This is a genomic window from Streptomyces sp. NPDC054956 (assembly GCF_053609185.1).
Map to the genome: position 1 here is coordinate 1 of NZ_JBSGXB010000174.1, position 16,048 is coordinate 16,048.

The window sequence follows — 16,048 nt, forward strand, 5'->3', positions numbered from 1 at the left end:
GACCCCCGTCCTGGCTCCCGGCTTCGCCGGAGCCGACCGGTTCGGCTTCGCCGGGCTCGGCCGTACCGGCTTCGGCCCCGGGCTCGGGGGCGCCGGCTTCGGCGGAGGCGTCCGGTACGGCTTCGCCGTCCCCGCTCCCGGCTTCGCCGGAGCCGGCCGGTTCGGGTGCGCCGGGCTCGGCCGTAGCGGCTTCGGCGGAGGCGTGCGGTGTGGCGGTGTCGTCCCCGTTCCCGGCTTCGCCGGAGCCGTGTTCGGCCGCGGGGGCGGCTTCCGGCTCGGGGGCGGCCTGGTCCTCCGCGGGTGCGGGGGTGGCGGGGTCGGTGCTCACAGGGTGCTCCAGTCCTGATCGGGGTAGCGGTGGACGGGCGCCGAGACGTCGTCCAGCGCTTGGCGGATCTCCACCGGAAGACTAAGCGTCTCCACCGACAGGGCCGCCCCGAGCTGCGCCGACGTGCGCGCGCCGATGATCGGGGCGGCCACCCCCGGGCGGTCGCGGACCCACGCCAGGGCCACCTGGAGCGGGGTGACCGCCAGGCCGTGGGCGGCCGTCGCCACCGCGTCCACGATCCGGCTCGCCGGTTCGTCCAGGTACGGGTCCACGAACGCGGCCAGGGTTTCGGAGGCGCCGCGGGAGTCCGCCGGGGTGCCGGAGCGGTACTTGCCCGTCAGGACGCCCCGGCCCAGGGGCGAGGAGGGGAGGAGCGAGACGCCCAGGTCCAGTGCCGCCGGCAGCACCTCCCGCTCCACGCCGCGCTGGAGCAGGGAGTACTCCATCTGCGTGGACGCCAGCCGGGTCCGAACCCCCGGCGCCGCGAGCTGCCAGGTCGCCGCCTTCGCCAGCTGCCAGCCGCTGAAGTTCGACACGCCCGCGTACCGCGCCCGCCCGCTGCTCACCGCGATGTCCAGCGCCTGGAGGGTCTCCTCCATCGGGGTCCAGGGATCGAAGGCGTGGACCTGCCAGAGGTCGACGTAATCCGTGTCCAGCCGGGCCAGCGAATCGTCCAGGGCCGCCAGCAGATGGCCGCGGGAGCCGTCGAAGCGGCGCTCCGGGTCCGCGACCCCGCCGGCCTTGGTCGCGATCACCAGATCCCGCCGGGCCACGACGGAACCGATCAACTGACCGAGGAGGTACTCCGCCTCACCGCCCCCGTACACGTCGGCGGTGTCGACGAGCGTGCCGCCCGCGTTCCAGAACGTCTTCAACTGCGCGGCCGCTTCCGCCTCGTCCGGTCCGTCCGCCGACCGGCCCCAGGTCAGTGTGCCGAGACCGATCCGGGAGACGCGCAGTCCGGTGCGGCCGAGATGCCTCTGCTCCATGAGGGCTGAGACTACTGCGGCGCTGACGCGGGGCACCCTGGCGCGCTACAGTCCCCGCAGACCTACGTTACTGATCGGTAAACCGGTAAGGGGACGACACATGCGGCTCGGCATCAATCTCGGCTACTGGGGCGCTGGCATGGACGCCGACAACCTCGCCGTCGCGCAGGAGGCCGACCGTCTCGGCTACGACGTCTGCTGGGCAGCGGAGGCCTACGGATCGGACGCTCCCACCGTGCTCGCCTGGGTCGCCGCCCAGACCGAGCGCATCGACGTGGGCTCCGCGATCCTGCAGATCCCGGCCCGCCAGCCCGCGATGACGGCCATGACGGCCGCCACCCTCGACTCCCTGACCAAGGGCCGCTTCCGGCTCGGCCTCGGCGTCTCCGGACCGCAGGTCTCCGAGGGCTGGTACGGCGTCAAGTTCGACAAGCCGCTCGCCCGCACCCGCGAGTACGTGGAGATCGTCCGCAAGGCGATGAGCCGCGAGCGGCTCTCCTACGAGGGCGAGCACTGGACCCTGCCGCTGCCCGACGGCCCGGGCAAGCCCCTGAAGCTGACGGTGCACCCCGAGCGCGAGCACATCCCGCTCTACATCGCCGCCATCGGGCCCAAGAACCTGGAGCAGACCGGCGAGATCGCCGACGGCGCGCTGCTGATCTTCCCGGCCGCCGAACACCTCGAGGCCACCGCCCTCACGCACATCCGGGCGGGCCGCGAGAAGGCCGGGCTGACGATGGACGGCTTCGACGTCTGCCCGACCGTGCCGCTGGCGCTCGGCGAGGACGTGAACGCGCTCGCCGACATGTTCCGCCCGTACACCGCCCTGTACGTGGGCGGCATGGGCAGCCGCAAGCAGAACTTCTACAACCAGCTCGCCCAGCGCATGGGATACGAGAAGGAAGCCGCCGAGGTCCAGGACAAGTACCTGGCGGGCGACAAGCAGGGCGCGGCCGCCGCCATCCCGCACTCGCTGATCGACTCCACCACCCTGCTGGGCACGGTCGAGCGCATCGCGGACGGGATGCGGGCCTACGCGGAGGCCGGGGTCACCACCCTGACGCTCGCCCCCGCCGGCTTCACCCTCGACGAGCGGATCGCCGCCCTGCGGGCCGGCACCGAGGCCATGGAGCTCGCGGGTCTCGCCTGACGGATGTGGAACAAGGGCTCTGCGGCCGTGGTGGGGGCTCGGGGGGTCTTCCCCGCCACGGCCGACACAGCCAACAACGCGCGCGGTGCCCGCGGGGTTACGCCCCCGGGCCCGCCGGTCGCGCGGCCGATCGGTTCGGCCGCGCCGTTCGAGCAAGCCGTTCGAGCATGCCGGTCGAGCATGCCGGTCGACCGTAGCCTTCCGCCGCGCCGTTCCGCCGTGCCATTCGGCCGAGTCGCGGTCGCATCCGGTTGCCCGGCCCGCGGATCGGCCTTTGACTCGATGCATGCTCTCCGCACACAGCCTGTTCCAGGAGATCGTCGACCACGACGATTCCTTCCAGCTGTTCTGCTCCATCGCCGCGGGCGGCGAGGCGCAGGGCGGCTGGGAGAACGCCCGGATCGCGGCCCTGGTCCCCGACTCCATGCGCGACCTCGCACCCAAGATCACCCGGCACGGGGCCGACGAGGACAAGCACGGCCGGATCTTCGACGCGCTGCTGCGCAAGCGCGGCCTGTCGCCGGTCCCCGTCCCGCCCGAGACCGACTACACGATGCTGCTGGAGCGGCGCGGCATCGGCCTGAGCCACGAGAAGCTGCGCGGCGAGCGGGCCCTGTCCGAAGAGGACATCGTCGTCTACCTCGCGCACAGCCGGGTCACCGAACAGCGCGCCGCCGACCAGATGGACATGCTGGTGGGGCACTTCGGGGACCACCCCGAGCTGGGCAAGGCCATCCGCATGATCGGCGCGGACGAGGACAACCACCTGGCCTACTGCCACGAGGAACTGCTCCGCCTCGCCCGCGCCGGCCACGGCCGCACCATCCACCGGGTGCTGCGCGAGTGCGCGCTCGCCGAGATCGCCGTCTACCGGGACGTGAGCCTCGCCGTCATGGACCACATGGGACGGATCCTGCGCTGGCCCGCGCCCAAGGCGCTCGCCCTCGCCGCCGGGATCCGCGGGATGTACGCGTACGAGCGGTTCGCCGGCTGGCACCGGATGGTGGACCTGCGCCGGCCCGAGCGCAGCAACCCGCTGGGCGGCCCGGCCACGACGGCGCCGGAGTTCGCCTGACCGGCCCCGCCGCCCGGCCCGCGCGGTCCTCCCCGCCCCGGGGCCGGATCGGAGGCCGGATCAGAGCCAGCCGCGCCGCTTGAACATCCGGTGCAGGCCCAGGCACACGGCCACCATCACCACGACCACCGCCGGATAGCCCCAGCGGTGCCTCAGTTCCGGCATGTGGTCGAAGTTCATCCCGTAGATCCCCGCCACCATCGTCGGGACCGCCGCCATGGCCGCCCAGGCCGAGATCTTGCGCATGTCGTCGTTCTGCCGGACGCCCATCTGCGCCAGGTGCGCCGCCAGCGCGTCCGAGAGCAGCCGGTCCAGGCCCTCGATGTACTCGTTCGCCTTGGTCAGGTGGTCGGCGACGTCGCGGAAGAACGGCTGGGCGTGCTCGTGCACGAAGGGCACGTCCCCGAAGGCGAGCCGGTCCATCGGCTGGAGCAGCGGACTGGTGGCCCGGCGGAACTCCAGGACCTGCCGCTTGAAGGCGTAGATCCGGGCCGCGGTGTTCTTGGTGTCCGCCGAGTTCGGCGCGAACACCTCCGCCTCCAGCTCCTCCAGGTCCGCCTGCAGCTCGGCGGCGACCTCGATGTAGTGGTCCACCACCGCGTCCGAGACCGCGTAGAGCACCGCCGTCGGACCGTGCCTGAGGACCTCGGGCTCCTGCTCCAGCCGGTGGCGCACGGCGGTCAGCGCGGCCCCCTCGCCGTGCCGGACCGTGACCACGAAGGAATCGCCGATGAACAGCATCAGCTCGCCCGTGGTCACCCGGTCCGCGTCGTCGTCGTACATCACCGGCTTGAGGACCACGAAGAGCGAATCGTCGTAGACCTCCAGCTTCGGCCGCTGGTGCGCGGTCAGCGCGTCCTCCACCGCCAGCGGGTGCAGCCCGAACTCGAGGCTGACGTGCTCGAACTCCTTCTCCGTCGGCTCGTGCATCCCCACCCACAGGAAGGCGTCGCCGGTGGCCCGCGCCTCGTCCAGGGCATCGGAGAAGTCCTCGGGGGCCGCGGAGCGGCGGCCGTCGCGGTACATCGCGCAGTCCACAATCACCCGGGCATTGTTCCCTGCCCACGGCCCGCCCGCACACCGGCCGGGCCGCATAGGCTGGCCCGCATGGCCACGCTGATCCTCGTACGACACGGGCGGTCCACCGCCAACACCGCAGGGCTGCTCGCCGGATGGACCCCGGGAGTGAGCCTCGACGAGCACGGAGCCGGGCAGGCCGCGGCGCTGCCCGGGCGGCTCGCCGGGATCCCGCTCGCCGCCGCCGTCACCAGCCCGCTGCAGCGGTGCGCCGAGACCCTGGCCCCGCTGCTGGCCGACCGGCCCGAGCTGCCGCTGCACACCGACGAGCGGATCGGCGAGTGCCACTACGGCGACTGGTCGGGCCGCAAACTCTCCGAGCTCTCCGAAGAACCCCTGATGCGGATCGTCCAGCAGCACCCCTCGGCTGCGGCCTTCCCCGGCGGCGAGTCCATGCGGGCCATGCAGGCCCGCGCGGTGGACTGCGTACGCGACTGGAACGCGCGGATCGAGGAGGAGCACGGCAGCGACGCCGTCTTCCTGATGTGCTCGCACGGCGACATCATCAAGTCCGTCGTCGCGGACGCCCTCGGCATGCACCTGGACCTCTTCCAGCGGATCCACGTGGACCCCTGCTCGGTCACCGCGATCCGCTACACGCCGACCCGGCCGTTCCTGCTCCGGCTCGGCGACACCGGGGACTTCGCCTCGTTCGCGCCCCGCGAAACCCCGGCCCCCGACAAAGCACTCGAAGACGGCGGCGACGGGGTCGTGGGAGGCGGTGCGGGCGCGGTGTGATCGAACGGCGCAGTAGGGTGGACGGGCCAACACATGGGCGCAGCCTGCCCTGCTGCCGACACTTGGAGACTGGACGTGCCCCGTCAGGTGTTCCTCTACGACCCGCCGGACCGCTTCGTGGCCGGCACGGTCGGCCTGCCTGGACGCCGTACGTTCTTCCTGCAGGCCTCCACCGGCCCCCGCGTCACCAGCGTCTCCCTGGAGAAGACCCAGGTCGCGGCGCTCGCCGAGCGGATGGACGAGCTGCTGGACGAGGTCGTACGGCGCACCGGGGGCAATGCCCCGGTCCCGGCCGTCGCCCCCGCCGAGGCGACCGACACCGCACCTCTGGACGTCCCCGTCGACGAGGAGTTCCGCGTCGGCACCATGGCCCTGGCCTGGGACGGCGAGGACCAGCGCATGATCGTCGAAGCGCAGGCCCTCGTGGAACTCGACGCCGACTCGGAGGAGGACCTCGCCGAGGCGGAGGAGCGGCTGCTCCAGGACGAGGAGAACGGCCCGCCGATGCTGCGCGTGCGGCTCACCGGCGCCCAGGCCCGTGCCTTCGCCAAGCGGGCCCTGGACGTGGTCAACGCCGGCCGCCCGCCCTGCCCGCTGTGCAGCCTGCCGCTGGACCCGGAGGGGCACGTCTGCCCGCGCCAGAACGGCTACCGGCGCCAGGCGTGAACACCACGGGGGAGCTCGAACAGCTGCTGGCCCACGGGGAGCTCACGGTCGTCGGCCGCATCCGCGAGGCGTCCAACGCCGTCCTGCGGTGCACCGTCACCCACGGGGGCGTGAGCGCCGACTGCGTCTACAAGCCGGTCAAGGGCGAGCGCCCGCTGTGGGACTTCCCCGACGGGAACCTCGCCCAGCGCGAGGTCGCCGCCTACCTGGTCTCCGAGGCCACCGGCTGGGGACTGGTCCCGCCGACCGTGCTGCGCGACGGACCGTACGGCGAGGGCATGGTCCAGCAGTGGATCGAGACGGGGGACTCCCCGGGGGACGGCCTGCTCGCCCTCGTGGAGGGCGAGGAAGCGGGGGAGGGCTGGCGGCCCGTCGCCTTCGCCGAGGTCGGCGAGGGCCGCACCGCGCTCCTCGTCCACGCCGACGACGAGCGGCTGCGCCGGCTCTGCGTCCTCGACGCCGTGATCAACAACGGCGACCGCAAGGGCGGCCACCTGCTGCCCGCCCCCGACGGACGGCTCTACGGCATCGACCACGGGGTGACCTTCCACACCGAGGACAAGCTGCGCACCCTGCTCTGGGGCTGGGCGGGCGAGCCGCTGACCGACGAGGCACGGGCCGTGCTGGGCTCCCTGGAGGCCGCACTGGCCCCGGGAGAGCCCCTCGCCACCCGGCTGGCCGAACTGGTCACCACCGCCGAGCTGGCCGCCGTACGGGCCCGGGTGGCCCTGCTGCTGCGCACCGGGAGGCATCCGCAGCCTTCCGGGCAGTGGCCGGCGATCCCCTGGCCGCCCGTCTGAGCGGGCCGTTCGCGAGCAGAGCGGCCCAGGTCCCACACGCACAGAACCGGCCATGGCGCAAGAGTGCCGATCAAGACAACAGTGCAGGTCCGGTTCGTTTTCGGAACACCCGTCCGGTTACGCTCGACGCATGCATGCCTGGCCCGCTTCTGAGGTCCCCGCCCTGCCTGGCAAGGGCCGCGACCTCCAGATCCACGACACCGCGACCCAGGGGACGATCACCCTCGCCCCCGGTCCCGTCGCCCGAATCTACGTCTGCGGAATCACCCCGTACGACGCGACCCACATCGGTCACGCGGCGACCTACAACGCGTTCGACCTCGTGCAGCGCGTGTGGCTCGACACCAAGCGACAGGTTGTGTACGTCCAGAACGTCACGGACGTGGACGATCCGCTGCTCGAGCGGGCGCTGCGCGACAACCAGGACTGGACCGAGCTCGCCGAACGCGAGACGGCCCTCTTCCGCGAGGACATGACCGCCCTGCGGATGCTGCCCCCGCAGCACTACATCGGCGCCGTCGAGGCCATACCCGGCATCGTGCCGCTGGTCGAGCGGCTGCGGGACGCGGGTGCCGCCTACGAGCTCGACGGCGACGTCTACTTCTCCGTCGAGTCCGACCCGAACTTCGGCAAGGTCTCGAACCTGGACGCCGAGGCCATGCGGCTGCTCTCCGCGGAGCGGGGCGGCGACCCCGAGCGCCCGGGCAAGAAGAACCCCCTCGACCCCATGCTGTGGATGGCCGCCCGTCCGGGCGAGCCCAGCTGGGACGGCGCCTCGCTGGGCCGCGGCCGGCCCGGCTGGCACATCGAGTGCGTGGCCATCGCCCTGGACCACCTGGGGATGACCTTCGACATCCAGGGCGGCGGCTCCGACCTCGCCTTCCCGCACCACGAGATGGGCGCCTCGCACGCGCAGGTCCTGACGGGCGAGTTCCCGATGGCCAAGGCGTATGTGCACGCGGGCATGGTCGCGCTGCACGGCGAGAAGATGTCGAAGTCCAAGGGCAACCTGGTCTTCGTCTCCGCCCTGCGGCGGGCCGGGGTGGACCCGGCGGCGATCCGCCTGGCCCTGCTCTCCCACCACTACCGCGCCGACTGGGAGTGGACCGACGAGGTCCTCGCCGAGGCGGTGGCCCGCCTGGAGCGCTGGCGCGCGGCCGTCTCCCGCCCGGACGGCATCCCGGCCGACGCCCTGGTCGAGGAGGTCCGCGAGGCCCTCGCCAACGACCTGGACGCGCCCGCGGCCCTCGCGGCCGTGGACCGCTGGGTCGAGCGTCAGCTCGTCACGGACGAGAACGACGAGTCGGCCCCGGGCCTGGTCTCGCGCACGGTCGACGCCCTCCTGGGCGTGGCGCTGTAGCAGCGGCGGGCAGTACGGAAGAAGCGCGCCCCGGCCCCGTGCCGGCGGCGCGCTTCGCCGTTCACCGCGTCACTGCACGACGGTCACCGGCGGGTGCCGGGGATCGGCGGGGCACGCGTAGAACTGGAGGGCGTAGCCGCGGCCCACGGTCACGTCCGTGGGGGCGGCGGACGCGCCCTGAGGCTCCTCGACGGGACGCCAGCCGGAGTTCTCGCCGTGCCACTCGGTGTGGTCGACGGTGAGCAGCGGCTCGCCGACGGCCGCGCACTCCCCGCAGCGCAGCTCCTCCGGCCCGCCCGAGCTGCGGAAGGTGAAGGGGGCGGCCCAGCCGCCGGCCTTCCAGCCGGGCGCGACGGACAGGTCCTCCCGGTAGGCGAGGGAGCGGTCCTCCTCCCAGCGACGGATCCGCCCGGCCAGCTCCTCGTCCACATCGTGCGCGGCCGGGTACTCGCGGACCTGCTCCGGATGGAGCACGCACGGGACCGGCACCAGCTCGTACGTCCCGACGTAGGCCGGCTCCGGCGGGTCGGCCAGGACCTCCGCCACCTCGCCGGCCCGCCGCCACCGCAACTGGACGGCCTCCGAGCCCTCCCGCTCCTCGATGTCGATGAACGGGCACCACAGCACCTGGAGGAGGTCGGTGCCCTCGGGGAACGGCAGGCCGGGGACGTCCCGGGCGTACAGCTGCGCCACCGGTATCAGGGGGTGCGGGCCCTCGGGCAGGAGCGACGGGTCGTGGCCGGCCTGGATCCGGGAGACCTCGGCGTGGTCCTCGTCGGTCCAGACGTCGAGGGCGCGGATCCGCCGGAGCGCGCGGACCTCCTCGGGCGTGTTCAGCTCGAAGGGGGCGTCGTGCTCCTGCGAGCACGACGCCCACGCCTCACCGGCCGGCCAGAGCAGCGGCCCGCCCACCGAGCTGTCGTGCACGGTGGGCGAACCGGGGCGCGGGTGCAGCCGGGTCGCGGTCCTGGCCAGGTCCGCGAGCTCCGGGAACACCGAAGCCGCGTCGAGCGGGCGCGGGGGCGTCGTGCGGGTCATGCCGTTCCTCCTGAGTGCGAGATCCGTATCGAAACACGGCCCACCGACAGGAGGTTCGGGCGGGGCGGGGCGGGGTGGGGGGAGTGCGGCCGGGTCAGGCCTCGGCCTCCGGGGGTGTGTCCTCCTCGGTCCCGTCCGGGGCCGCGGCCGGGGGCTCCTCGGTCGGCTCCGGGTCCGGCTTGCGCTTCGGGGGGCGGGTCAGGCCGCTGGAGGTGTCCCGCAGGTACGAGCCGTCGCCCGGTTCCGTCGCGGCCGAGGGGTCGCGCCGCCGCAGGTACCGCTCGAACTCCCGGGCGATGGCCTCGCCCGAGGCCTCCGGCAGGTCCGCCGTGTCGCGGGCCTCCTCCAGCGTCTGGACGTACTCCGCCACCTCGCTGTCCTCGGCGGCCAGTTGGTCCACGCCCAGCTGCCACGCCCGCGCGTCCTCGGGGAGTTCGCCCAGCGGGATCCGGATGTCGATCAGATCCTCGAGGCGGTTCAGCAGGGCCAGCGTGGCCTTGGGGTTGGGGGGCTGCGAGACGTAGTGCGGCACCGCCGCCCACAGGGACACCGCCGGCACCCCGGCATGGGTGCAGGCCTCCTGCAGGATGCCCACGATCCCCGTCGGGCCCTCGTACTTCGTCTCCTCCAGGTCCATCGTCCGCGCCAGATCGGCGTCCGAGGTCACCCCGCTGACCGGCACCGGGCGGGTGTGCGGGGTGTCACCCAGCAGCGCCCCCAGGATGACGACCATCTCCACGCCCAGCTCATGGGCGAAGCCGAGGATCTCGTTGCAGAACGACCGCCAGCGCATGGACGGTTCGATGCCCCGCACCAGCACCAGGTCGCGCGGCTTGGTGCCGCCGATCCGGACCACCGACAGACGCGTCGTCGGCCACGTGATCTTCCGGACCCCGTTGTCCAGCCACACCGTCGGCCGGTTGACCTGGAAGTCGTAGTAGTCCTCGGCGTCCAGAGCCGCGAAGACCTCGCCCTTCCACTCCCGGTCCAGGTGCGCGACCGCACCGGAGGCCGCGTCACCCGCGTCGTTCCAGCCCTCGAACGCGGCCACCATGACCGGGTCGATCAGCTCGGGCACGCCCTCAAGCTCGATCACCCAGGTCTCCTTCCGAAGTTCCCTTGCGTACGTGGGTCAGCCTAAGCCTTGATGCGACGCCTGCCACAGCCCACGACAGAGGGGCGGTTCCCCTCGGAACCGCCCCTCTGCCCGCGCGCACCGCCGGTTATGCCTTCTCGGCCAGCATCTGCTCGACCCGGCCGCGCACTTCGGCGCTGTCCAGACCGCGGATCGTCACCGTCGTGCGGCGGCGCAGCACGTCGTCCGCCGTCTCGGCCCACTCGTTGTCACGGGCGTAGGCCACCTGCGCCCAGATCTCCGGACCGGCCGGGTGGATCCGCTCGGCCAGCGCCGGGTCCTCGTTCGCGAGCCGCGCGATGTCGAAGGCCAGCGAGCCGTAGTGCGAAGCCAGGTGGCGGGCGGTCAGCGGGTCCATCCGGGAGCCCGGCTCGCGGTCCACGAGCAGCCGGTGCGCCACCGCGTTCGGGTTGGCGACACCGGGCAGAGCGATCCGGCGTACGAGCGACTTCACCGGCTCCATGTCCTCGGTCAGCGGGCTGCCGGGGAGCTTGGCCAGCTTGTCCATGACCACGCGGCCGATGTGCCGGTACGTCGTCCACTTGCCGCCGGCCACCGACAGCATGCCGCCCGCGCCCTCGGAGACGACCGTCTCGCGCTTGGCCTTCTCGACGCCGCCGGGGCCGCCGGGCAGCACCCGCAGGCCCGCGAAGGCGTACGTCATCAGCGAGCGGTCCAGATCGGCGTCCTTCACCGAGAAGGCCGCCTCGTCCAGGATCTGCTGGATGTCGGCCTCGGTGGCCCGCACGTCCGCCGGGTCGCCCTCGTACGCCTCGTCGGTGGTGCCCAGCAGCAGCTGGTCCTCCCACGGCAGGGCGAAGGTGATGCGGTACTTGTCGATCGGGGTGGCCATGGCGGCCTTCCACGGCGACTTGCGCTTCATCACGATGTGCGCGCCCTTGGACAGGCGGATCGACGGCATCGAGTGCTTGTCCTCCATGCGCCGCAGGTGGTCCACCCACGGGCCGGTGGCGTTGAGCACGACGCGGGCGTCCACTCCGAACTCGGTGCCGTCCAGACGGTCCTTGAGCTCGGCGCCGGAGACCCGGCCGCGCGTCATGCGCAGACCGGTGACCTCGGCGTGGTTCAGGACGACCGCGCCCGACTCGACGGCCGCGCGGACCGTCATGACGGCGACGCGCGAGTCGTTCATCTGGTGGTCGTAGTAGACGGCGACGGCCTTCAGGTCGTCCGTCTTCAGACCCGGGTTGTCGGCGGCGGCACGGGCCGGCGAGATGATCTTGCCCATGCCGTCGCCGAAGGCGGACAGCGCCGAGTACGCGAACACGCCCGCGCCCAGCTTCGCCGCGCCGACCGGACCGCCCTTGTACACCGGGAGGTAGAAGGTGAGCGGGTTGACCAGGTGCGGGGCCACGTCCTTGGCCAGCACCCGGCGCTCGTGGTGGTTCTCGGCGACCAGCTTGACCGAACCGGTCTGCAGGTAGCGCAGGCCGCCGTGGACCAGCTTGGAGGAGGCGGAGGAGGTGGCGCCGGCGAAGTCGCCGGCGTCCACCATGGCGACCCGCAGACCCGACTGCGCGGCGTGCCAGGCCACCGAGGTGCCCAGGATTCCACCGCCGATGACCAGCAGGTCGTACGTGGCCTTCGCCAGCTGCTCACGGGTCTCGGCGCGGCTCGCGTTCGAACCGGCGGTCGGGTGCGTACCCAGGGTGGGAACGCTCTGCAGGGTGCTCATATCTCTCTTAGCTCCTCGTCGATTGACTCAGCTGAGTGCGGTCAGCTGGCGTCTTCGTCGTCGACCCAGCCCATGGACCGCTCCACGGCCTTGAGCCAGCTCTTGTACTCGCGCTCCCGCTGCTCGGCGGGCATCCGCGGGGTCCACTCCGCCGCGCGGCGCCAGTTGGCGCGCAGGGCGTCGGTGTCGGGCCAGAAGCCGACGGCCAGACCGGCGGCGTAGGCGGCGCCGAGGCAGGTGGTCTCGGCGACCATCGGGCGCACCACGGGGGCGTCCAGGAAGTCCGAGAGCGTCTGCATCAGCAGGTTGTTGGAGGTCATGCCGCCGTCGACCTTCAGGGCCGCGAGCTCGACGCCCGAGTCCTTGGTCATGGCGTCGGTGATCTCGCGGGTCTGCCAGGCGGTGGCCTCCAGGACGGCACGGGCGATGTGCGCCTTGGTGACGTACCGGGTGAGGCCGGTGATCACACCGCGGGCGTCGGAGCGCCAGTACGGGGCGAACAGGCCGGAGAAGGCCGGCACGAAGTACGCGCCGCCGTTGTCCTCCACGGAGGAGGCCAGGGTCTCGATCTCGGCCGCGGACTTGATCAGGCCCATCTGGTCGCGCATCCACTGGACGAGCGAGCCGGTGACGGCGATGGAGCCCTCCAGCGCGTAGACCGGCTTCTGGTCGCCGATCTGGTAGCCGACCGTGGTCAGCAGGCCGCTGTAGGAGTTGATGATCTTGTCGCCGGTGTTCATCAGCATGAACGTGCCGGTGCCGTACGTGGACTTCGCCTCGCCCTCGGCGAAACAGGTCTGGCCGAACAGCGCGGCCTGCTGGTCACCGAGCGCCGAGGCGACCGGGACACCGGCGAGGACGCCGTCCTTGACGTGGCCGTAGACCTCGGCGGAGGACTTGATCTCCGGGAGGACGTTGAGCGGCACGTCCATGGACTCGGCGATCTTCTCGTCCCAGGCCAGGGTGTGCAGGTTCATCAGCATGGTGCGCGAGGCGTTGGTGACGTCGGTGACGTGCACACCGCCCTGGGCGCCGCCGGTGAGGTTCCAGATGACCCAGGAGTCCATGGTGCCGAAGAGGATGTCCCCGGCCTCGGCGCGCTCGCGCAGGCCCTCGACGTTGTCGAGCAGCCAGCGGACCTTGGGGCCGGCGAAGTAGCTCGCCAGCGGCAGGCCGGTCTCGCGGCGGAAGCGGTCCTGGCCGACGTTGCGGCCGAGCTCCTTGCACAGGGCGTCGGTGCGGGTGTCCTGCCAGACCAGCGCGTTGTGCACCGGCTCGCCGGTGTGCTTGTCCCACAGGACGGTGGTCTCGCGCTGGTTGGTGATGCCGACCGCCTTGACGTCAGCGGCGGTGATCTCGGCCTTGGCGATGGCCGAGGCGACGACCTCCTGGACGTTGGTCCAGATCTCGGCGGCGTCGTGCTCGACCCAGCCCGGCTTCGGGAAGATCTGCTCGTGCTCCTTCTGGTCGACGGCGACGATGCGGCCGTCGCGGTCGAAGACGATGCAGCGGGAGGAGGTGGTGCCCTGGTCGATCGCGGCGATGAAGGGGCCGGTGCTGCTGGTCATGGTGGCTGCTCCTGGCAGGTGTCGAAGTAGGCGGAATCAGAATGGCGGTGCGGGTGGCGCCGTGGTGCCGATGCTGATCAGGCGAACGCGATGTTGTACAGACCGCCGGCGAGCGCGGCACCCGCGAGGGGGCCGAGAACCGGGATCCAGGAGTAGCTCCAGTCCGAGCCGCCCTTGTTGGGAAGCGGCAGCAGGGCGTGGACGATGCGCGGGCCCAGGTCGCGGACCGGGTTGATGGCGTAGCCGGTCGGGCCGCCCAGCGAGAGGCCGATGCCGACGACCACGAACGAGGTGATCAGGACGCCGATGACGCCGAGGCCCTTGCCGTCGTCCTGCAGGCCCTGGGTCAGGATGGCCAGGACCAGGACGGCGGTGCCGATGATCTCGGTCGTGAGGTTCTGGACGACGTTGCGGATCTCGGGGCCGGTGGAGAAGACGCCGAGGACCGGGCCGGCCTGGTCGTGCGGGTGCGGGTCCTCGGGGCCGAGCTTGGCGTCACGGATGTGCTCGGGGTCGGACAGGTGCGCACGGAACTGGCCGTAGTAGGTGATCCACATCAGGACCGAGCCGATCATCGCGCCGAGCAGCTGGCCGGCGAAGTAGACCGGTACGTCGCTCCAGTCGCCGTTCTTGATCGCGAGGCCGACGGTGACCGCCGGGTTGAGGTGCGCACCGGAGAGCGGTGCGGACACGTACGCGGCGATCAGGACCGCGAAGCCCCAGCCGAAGGTGATCGCGAGCCAGCCGGCGTTGCGGGCCTTGGAGCTCTTGAGCGTCACTGCGGCGCAGACGCCACCGCCGAGCAGTGTGAGCAGGGCGGTACCGATGGTCTCGCCGATGAAGATGTCGGAGCTGGACACCCGCGACTCCTTTGTCGTTCAGGGGTGGGCGGAACACCGGGTCCCTCCGGTGGCTCCACCCACTAGGTGAGTGCTGCACCGGTCCTTGGCCTTGCCACACCCTAACGCGTATTGCCGTTAGGTGTTCGGCAATGCCGACCGGTGAACGGCAGTTTTCCGCCCAGGTGAAGCGGGCGTCAAGGGTTGACCAGGCCAATGAGCCGGATCGTTACCAGCCGGTGCGATCGCCCAAATCAGGCCATCACGTGATCATCAAACGCCAAAAACCACCCAAATGCCACATAGGCGTGGCCGTTGGGTGGTCAGGGCAGAGCAATAAAGGTCAGGCCAGATCAGAACCGGCCCGCTCCGAGGTCGCGGGAAACCGACCGCGCGCAGTCGCGTACGGAGGCCACGAGGGCCGCCCGGGGCTCCCCGGACTCCCCGCACACCCGTTCCACGGCCCCCGCCACGGCGACCGCGCCGACCGGCATCCGGCGCCGGTCGTGGATGGGCGCGGCGATCGAGGCGATCCCGTCCCAGGTCTCCTCGATGTCACCGGCCCAGCCGCGCGCCCGGGTCAGCTCCAGGACCTCCTCGAAGCCCGCCCCGTCGGTGACCGTGCGGGGCGTGAACGCCTCCCGCTCCACCTCCAGCGCCTGCGTGTGCGCCACCGGGTCGTACGCCGAGAGGACCTTGCCCAGGGCCGTGGAGTGCAGCGGCTGCATGGCCCCGACCTCCAGGACCTGACGGCTGTCGTCGGGCCGGAACACGTGGTGCATGATCAGCACCCCGCTCTTGTGGAGCACCCCCACGTACACGCTCTCCCCGCTCGCGCGGGCCAGGTCGTCCGTCCAGACCAGGGCGCGGGCCCGCAGCTCGTGGACGTCCAGATAGCTGTTGCCCAGGCGCAGCAGCTCCGCGCCGAGCTGGTAGCGGCCGGAGGCGGGGTCCTGCTCCACGAAGCCCTCGGCCTGCAGGGTGCGCAGGATCCCGTGCGCCGTCCCCTTGGCCAGGCCCAGGGAAGAGGCCACGTCCGAGAGCCCCAGCCGGCGCTCGCCGCCCGCCAGGAGCCGCAGCATCGCAGCGGCTCGTTCGAGCGACTGGATGTTCCGTGCCATCGCGCAGCCTCCTGCTGACGTAGTTCGACAATGCTGAACACTATCGGTCGATGCCGACTTCGTGCATGCGGGACGAGTCCTTCGCAAACGAGTCGGCCGGGATGCCTCCGGCCGAAAGACGCCATCCCCCGCGCACAGAATGCAGTCCGCCACGTGGGACGGCCTCACCGGGGCCGGTTCCACGCGGTTACCCTGGCCGCGTGCACCCTTGACACAGAGGGGGTGCAAAGCCGACAGCCGTCGCATCCCAGGGAGCACAACCATGGCCTCGTTGCCGAACCCGCCCGCTGACACCCAGACCCGGGCCGATGCCCTCCGAGAGGCACTGGCGACCCGTGTGGTCGTCGCCGACGGGGCGATGGGGACCATGCTGCAGGCGCAGGACCCGACCATGGAGGACTTCCAGCAGCTGGAGGGCTGCAACGAGGTCCTGAACGTGACGCGCCCGGACATCGTGGCGAACGTGCA

Annotated in this window: 15 protein-coding genes and 1 pseudogene; 7 read left to right on the plus strand and 9 right to left on the minus strand. The window is 71.9% G+C overall.

The window, feature by feature from the left end; genetic code table 11:
* Positions 1-328: pseudogene (locus ACWGDE_RS24435) on the minus strand (hypothetical protein); the annotation flags it as partial.
* Positions 325-1,317, minus strand: coding sequence for an aldo/keto reductase (locus ACWGDE_RS24440; RefSeq protein ID WP_453391149.1), 993 nt, complete (start codon positions 1,315-1,317; stop codon positions 325-327). The pseudogene ACWGDE_RS24435 and the gene ACWGDE_RS24440, both read right to left, overlap by 4 nt.
* 100 nt (positions 1,318-1,417) lie before the next feature.
* Here ACWGDE_RS24440 and ACWGDE_RS24445 point away from each other — a divergent pair, with 100 nt between their 5' ends.
* Complete coding sequence (locus ACWGDE_RS24445; RefSeq protein WP_453391150.1) at positions 1,418-2,467, plus strand: LLM class F420-dependent oxidoreductase; 1,050 nt, start codon at positions 1,418-1,420, stop codon at positions 2,465-2,467.
* A gap of 286 nt (positions 2,468-2,753) precedes the next feature.
* Positions 2,754-3,542: a ferritin-like domain-containing protein gene (locus ACWGDE_RS24450; RefSeq protein WP_453391151.1), complete on the plus strand. Its 789-nt coding sequence runs from the start codon at positions 2,754-2,756 to the stop codon at positions 3,540-3,542.
* A gap of 60 nt (positions 3,543-3,602) precedes the next feature.
* Here the strand turns inward: ACWGDE_RS24450 and corA are convergent, their stop codons facing one another.
* On the minus strand, positions 3,603-4,637 hold the full coding sequence (gene corA / locus ACWGDE_RS24455) for a magnesium/cobalt transporter CorA (protein WP_453391152.1): 1,035 nt from the start codon (positions 4,635-4,637) through the stop codon (positions 3,603-3,605).
* Between the two features lie 12 nt (positions 4,638-4,649).
* Between corA and ACWGDE_RS24460 the strand changes: the two genes are divergently transcribed.
* The 4 genes from ACWGDE_RS24460 to mshC all read left to right on the plus strand — a co-directional run bounded on the left by ACWGDE_RS24460 (position 4,650) and on the right by mshC (position 8,183).
* Complete coding sequence (locus ACWGDE_RS24460; protein ID WP_453391153.1) at positions 4,650-5,357, plus strand: histidine phosphatase family protein; 708 nt, start codon at positions 4,650-4,652, stop codon at positions 5,355-5,357.
* Positions 5,358-5,432: 75 nt separating this feature from the next.
* Positions 5,433-6,023, plus strand: coding sequence for a DUF3090 domain-containing protein (locus ACWGDE_RS24465; RefSeq protein ID WP_214948065.1), 591 nt, complete (start codon positions 5,433-5,435; stop codon positions 6,021-6,023).
* On the plus strand, positions 5,987-6,823 hold the full coding sequence (locus ACWGDE_RS24470; protein ID WP_453391162.1) for an SCO1664 family protein: 837 nt from the start codon (positions 5,987-5,989) through the stop codon (positions 6,821-6,823). The genes ACWGDE_RS24465 and ACWGDE_RS24470 overlap by 37 nt, the downstream gene beginning before the upstream one ends.
* A gap of 130 nt (positions 6,824-6,953) precedes the next feature.
* Positions 6,954-8,183, plus strand: a complete 1,230-nt coding sequence (gene mshC, locus ACWGDE_RS24475) for a cysteine--1-D-myo-inosityl 2-amino-2-deoxy-alpha-D-glucopyranoside ligase (RefSeq protein WP_453391154.1) — start codon at positions 6,954-6,956, stop codon at positions 8,181-8,183.
* A gap of 69 nt (positions 8,184-8,252) precedes the next feature.
* Here the strand turns inward: mshC and ACWGDE_RS24480 are convergent, their stop codons facing one another.
* The 6 genes from ACWGDE_RS24480 to ACWGDE_RS24505 all read right to left on the minus strand — a co-directional run bounded on the left by ACWGDE_RS24480 (position 8,253) and on the right by ACWGDE_RS24505 (position 15,580).
* Entirely contained in the window at positions 8,253-9,221 is a 969-nt protein-coding gene (locus tag ACWGDE_RS24480) for a hypothetical protein (protein WP_453391155.1), read from the minus strand.
* Between the two features lie 94 nt (positions 9,222-9,315).
* On the minus strand, positions 9,316-10,317 hold the full coding sequence (locus ACWGDE_RS24485) for a PAC2 family protein (RefSeq protein ID WP_453391156.1): 1,002 nt from the start codon (positions 10,315-10,317) through the stop codon (positions 9,316-9,318).
* 127 nt (positions 10,318-10,444) lie between these two features.
* Positions 10,445-12,052, minus strand: a complete 1,608-nt coding sequence (locus tag ACWGDE_RS24490) for an FAD-dependent oxidoreductase (protein ID WP_453391157.1) — start codon at positions 12,050-12,052, stop codon at positions 10,445-10,447.
* Positions 12,053-12,093: 41 nt separating this feature from the next.
* On the minus strand, positions 12,094-13,620 hold the full coding sequence (glpK, locus tag ACWGDE_RS24495; RefSeq protein ID WP_453391158.1) for a glycerol kinase GlpK: 1,527 nt from the start codon (positions 13,618-13,620) through the stop codon (positions 12,094-12,096).
* A 77-nt stretch (positions 13,621-13,697) separates the two neighbouring features.
* Entirely contained in the window at positions 13,698-14,480 is a 783-nt protein-coding gene (locus ACWGDE_RS24500) for an MIP/aquaporin family protein (protein ID WP_453391159.1), read from the minus strand.
* A 332-nt stretch (positions 14,481-14,812) separates the two neighbouring features.
* On the minus strand, positions 14,813-15,580 hold the full coding sequence (locus ACWGDE_RS24505; protein WP_453391160.1) for an IclR family transcriptional regulator: 768 nt from the start codon (positions 15,578-15,580) through the stop codon (positions 14,813-14,815).
* Between the two features lie 262 nt (positions 15,581-15,842).
* On the opposite strand from ACWGDE_RS24505, the gene ACWGDE_RS24510 reads away from it, so the two are divergent.
* A partial coding sequence (locus tag ACWGDE_RS24510; protein WP_453391161.1) for a homocysteine S-methyltransferase family protein occupies positions 15,843-16,048 on the plus strand: 206 nt, incomplete at its 3' end.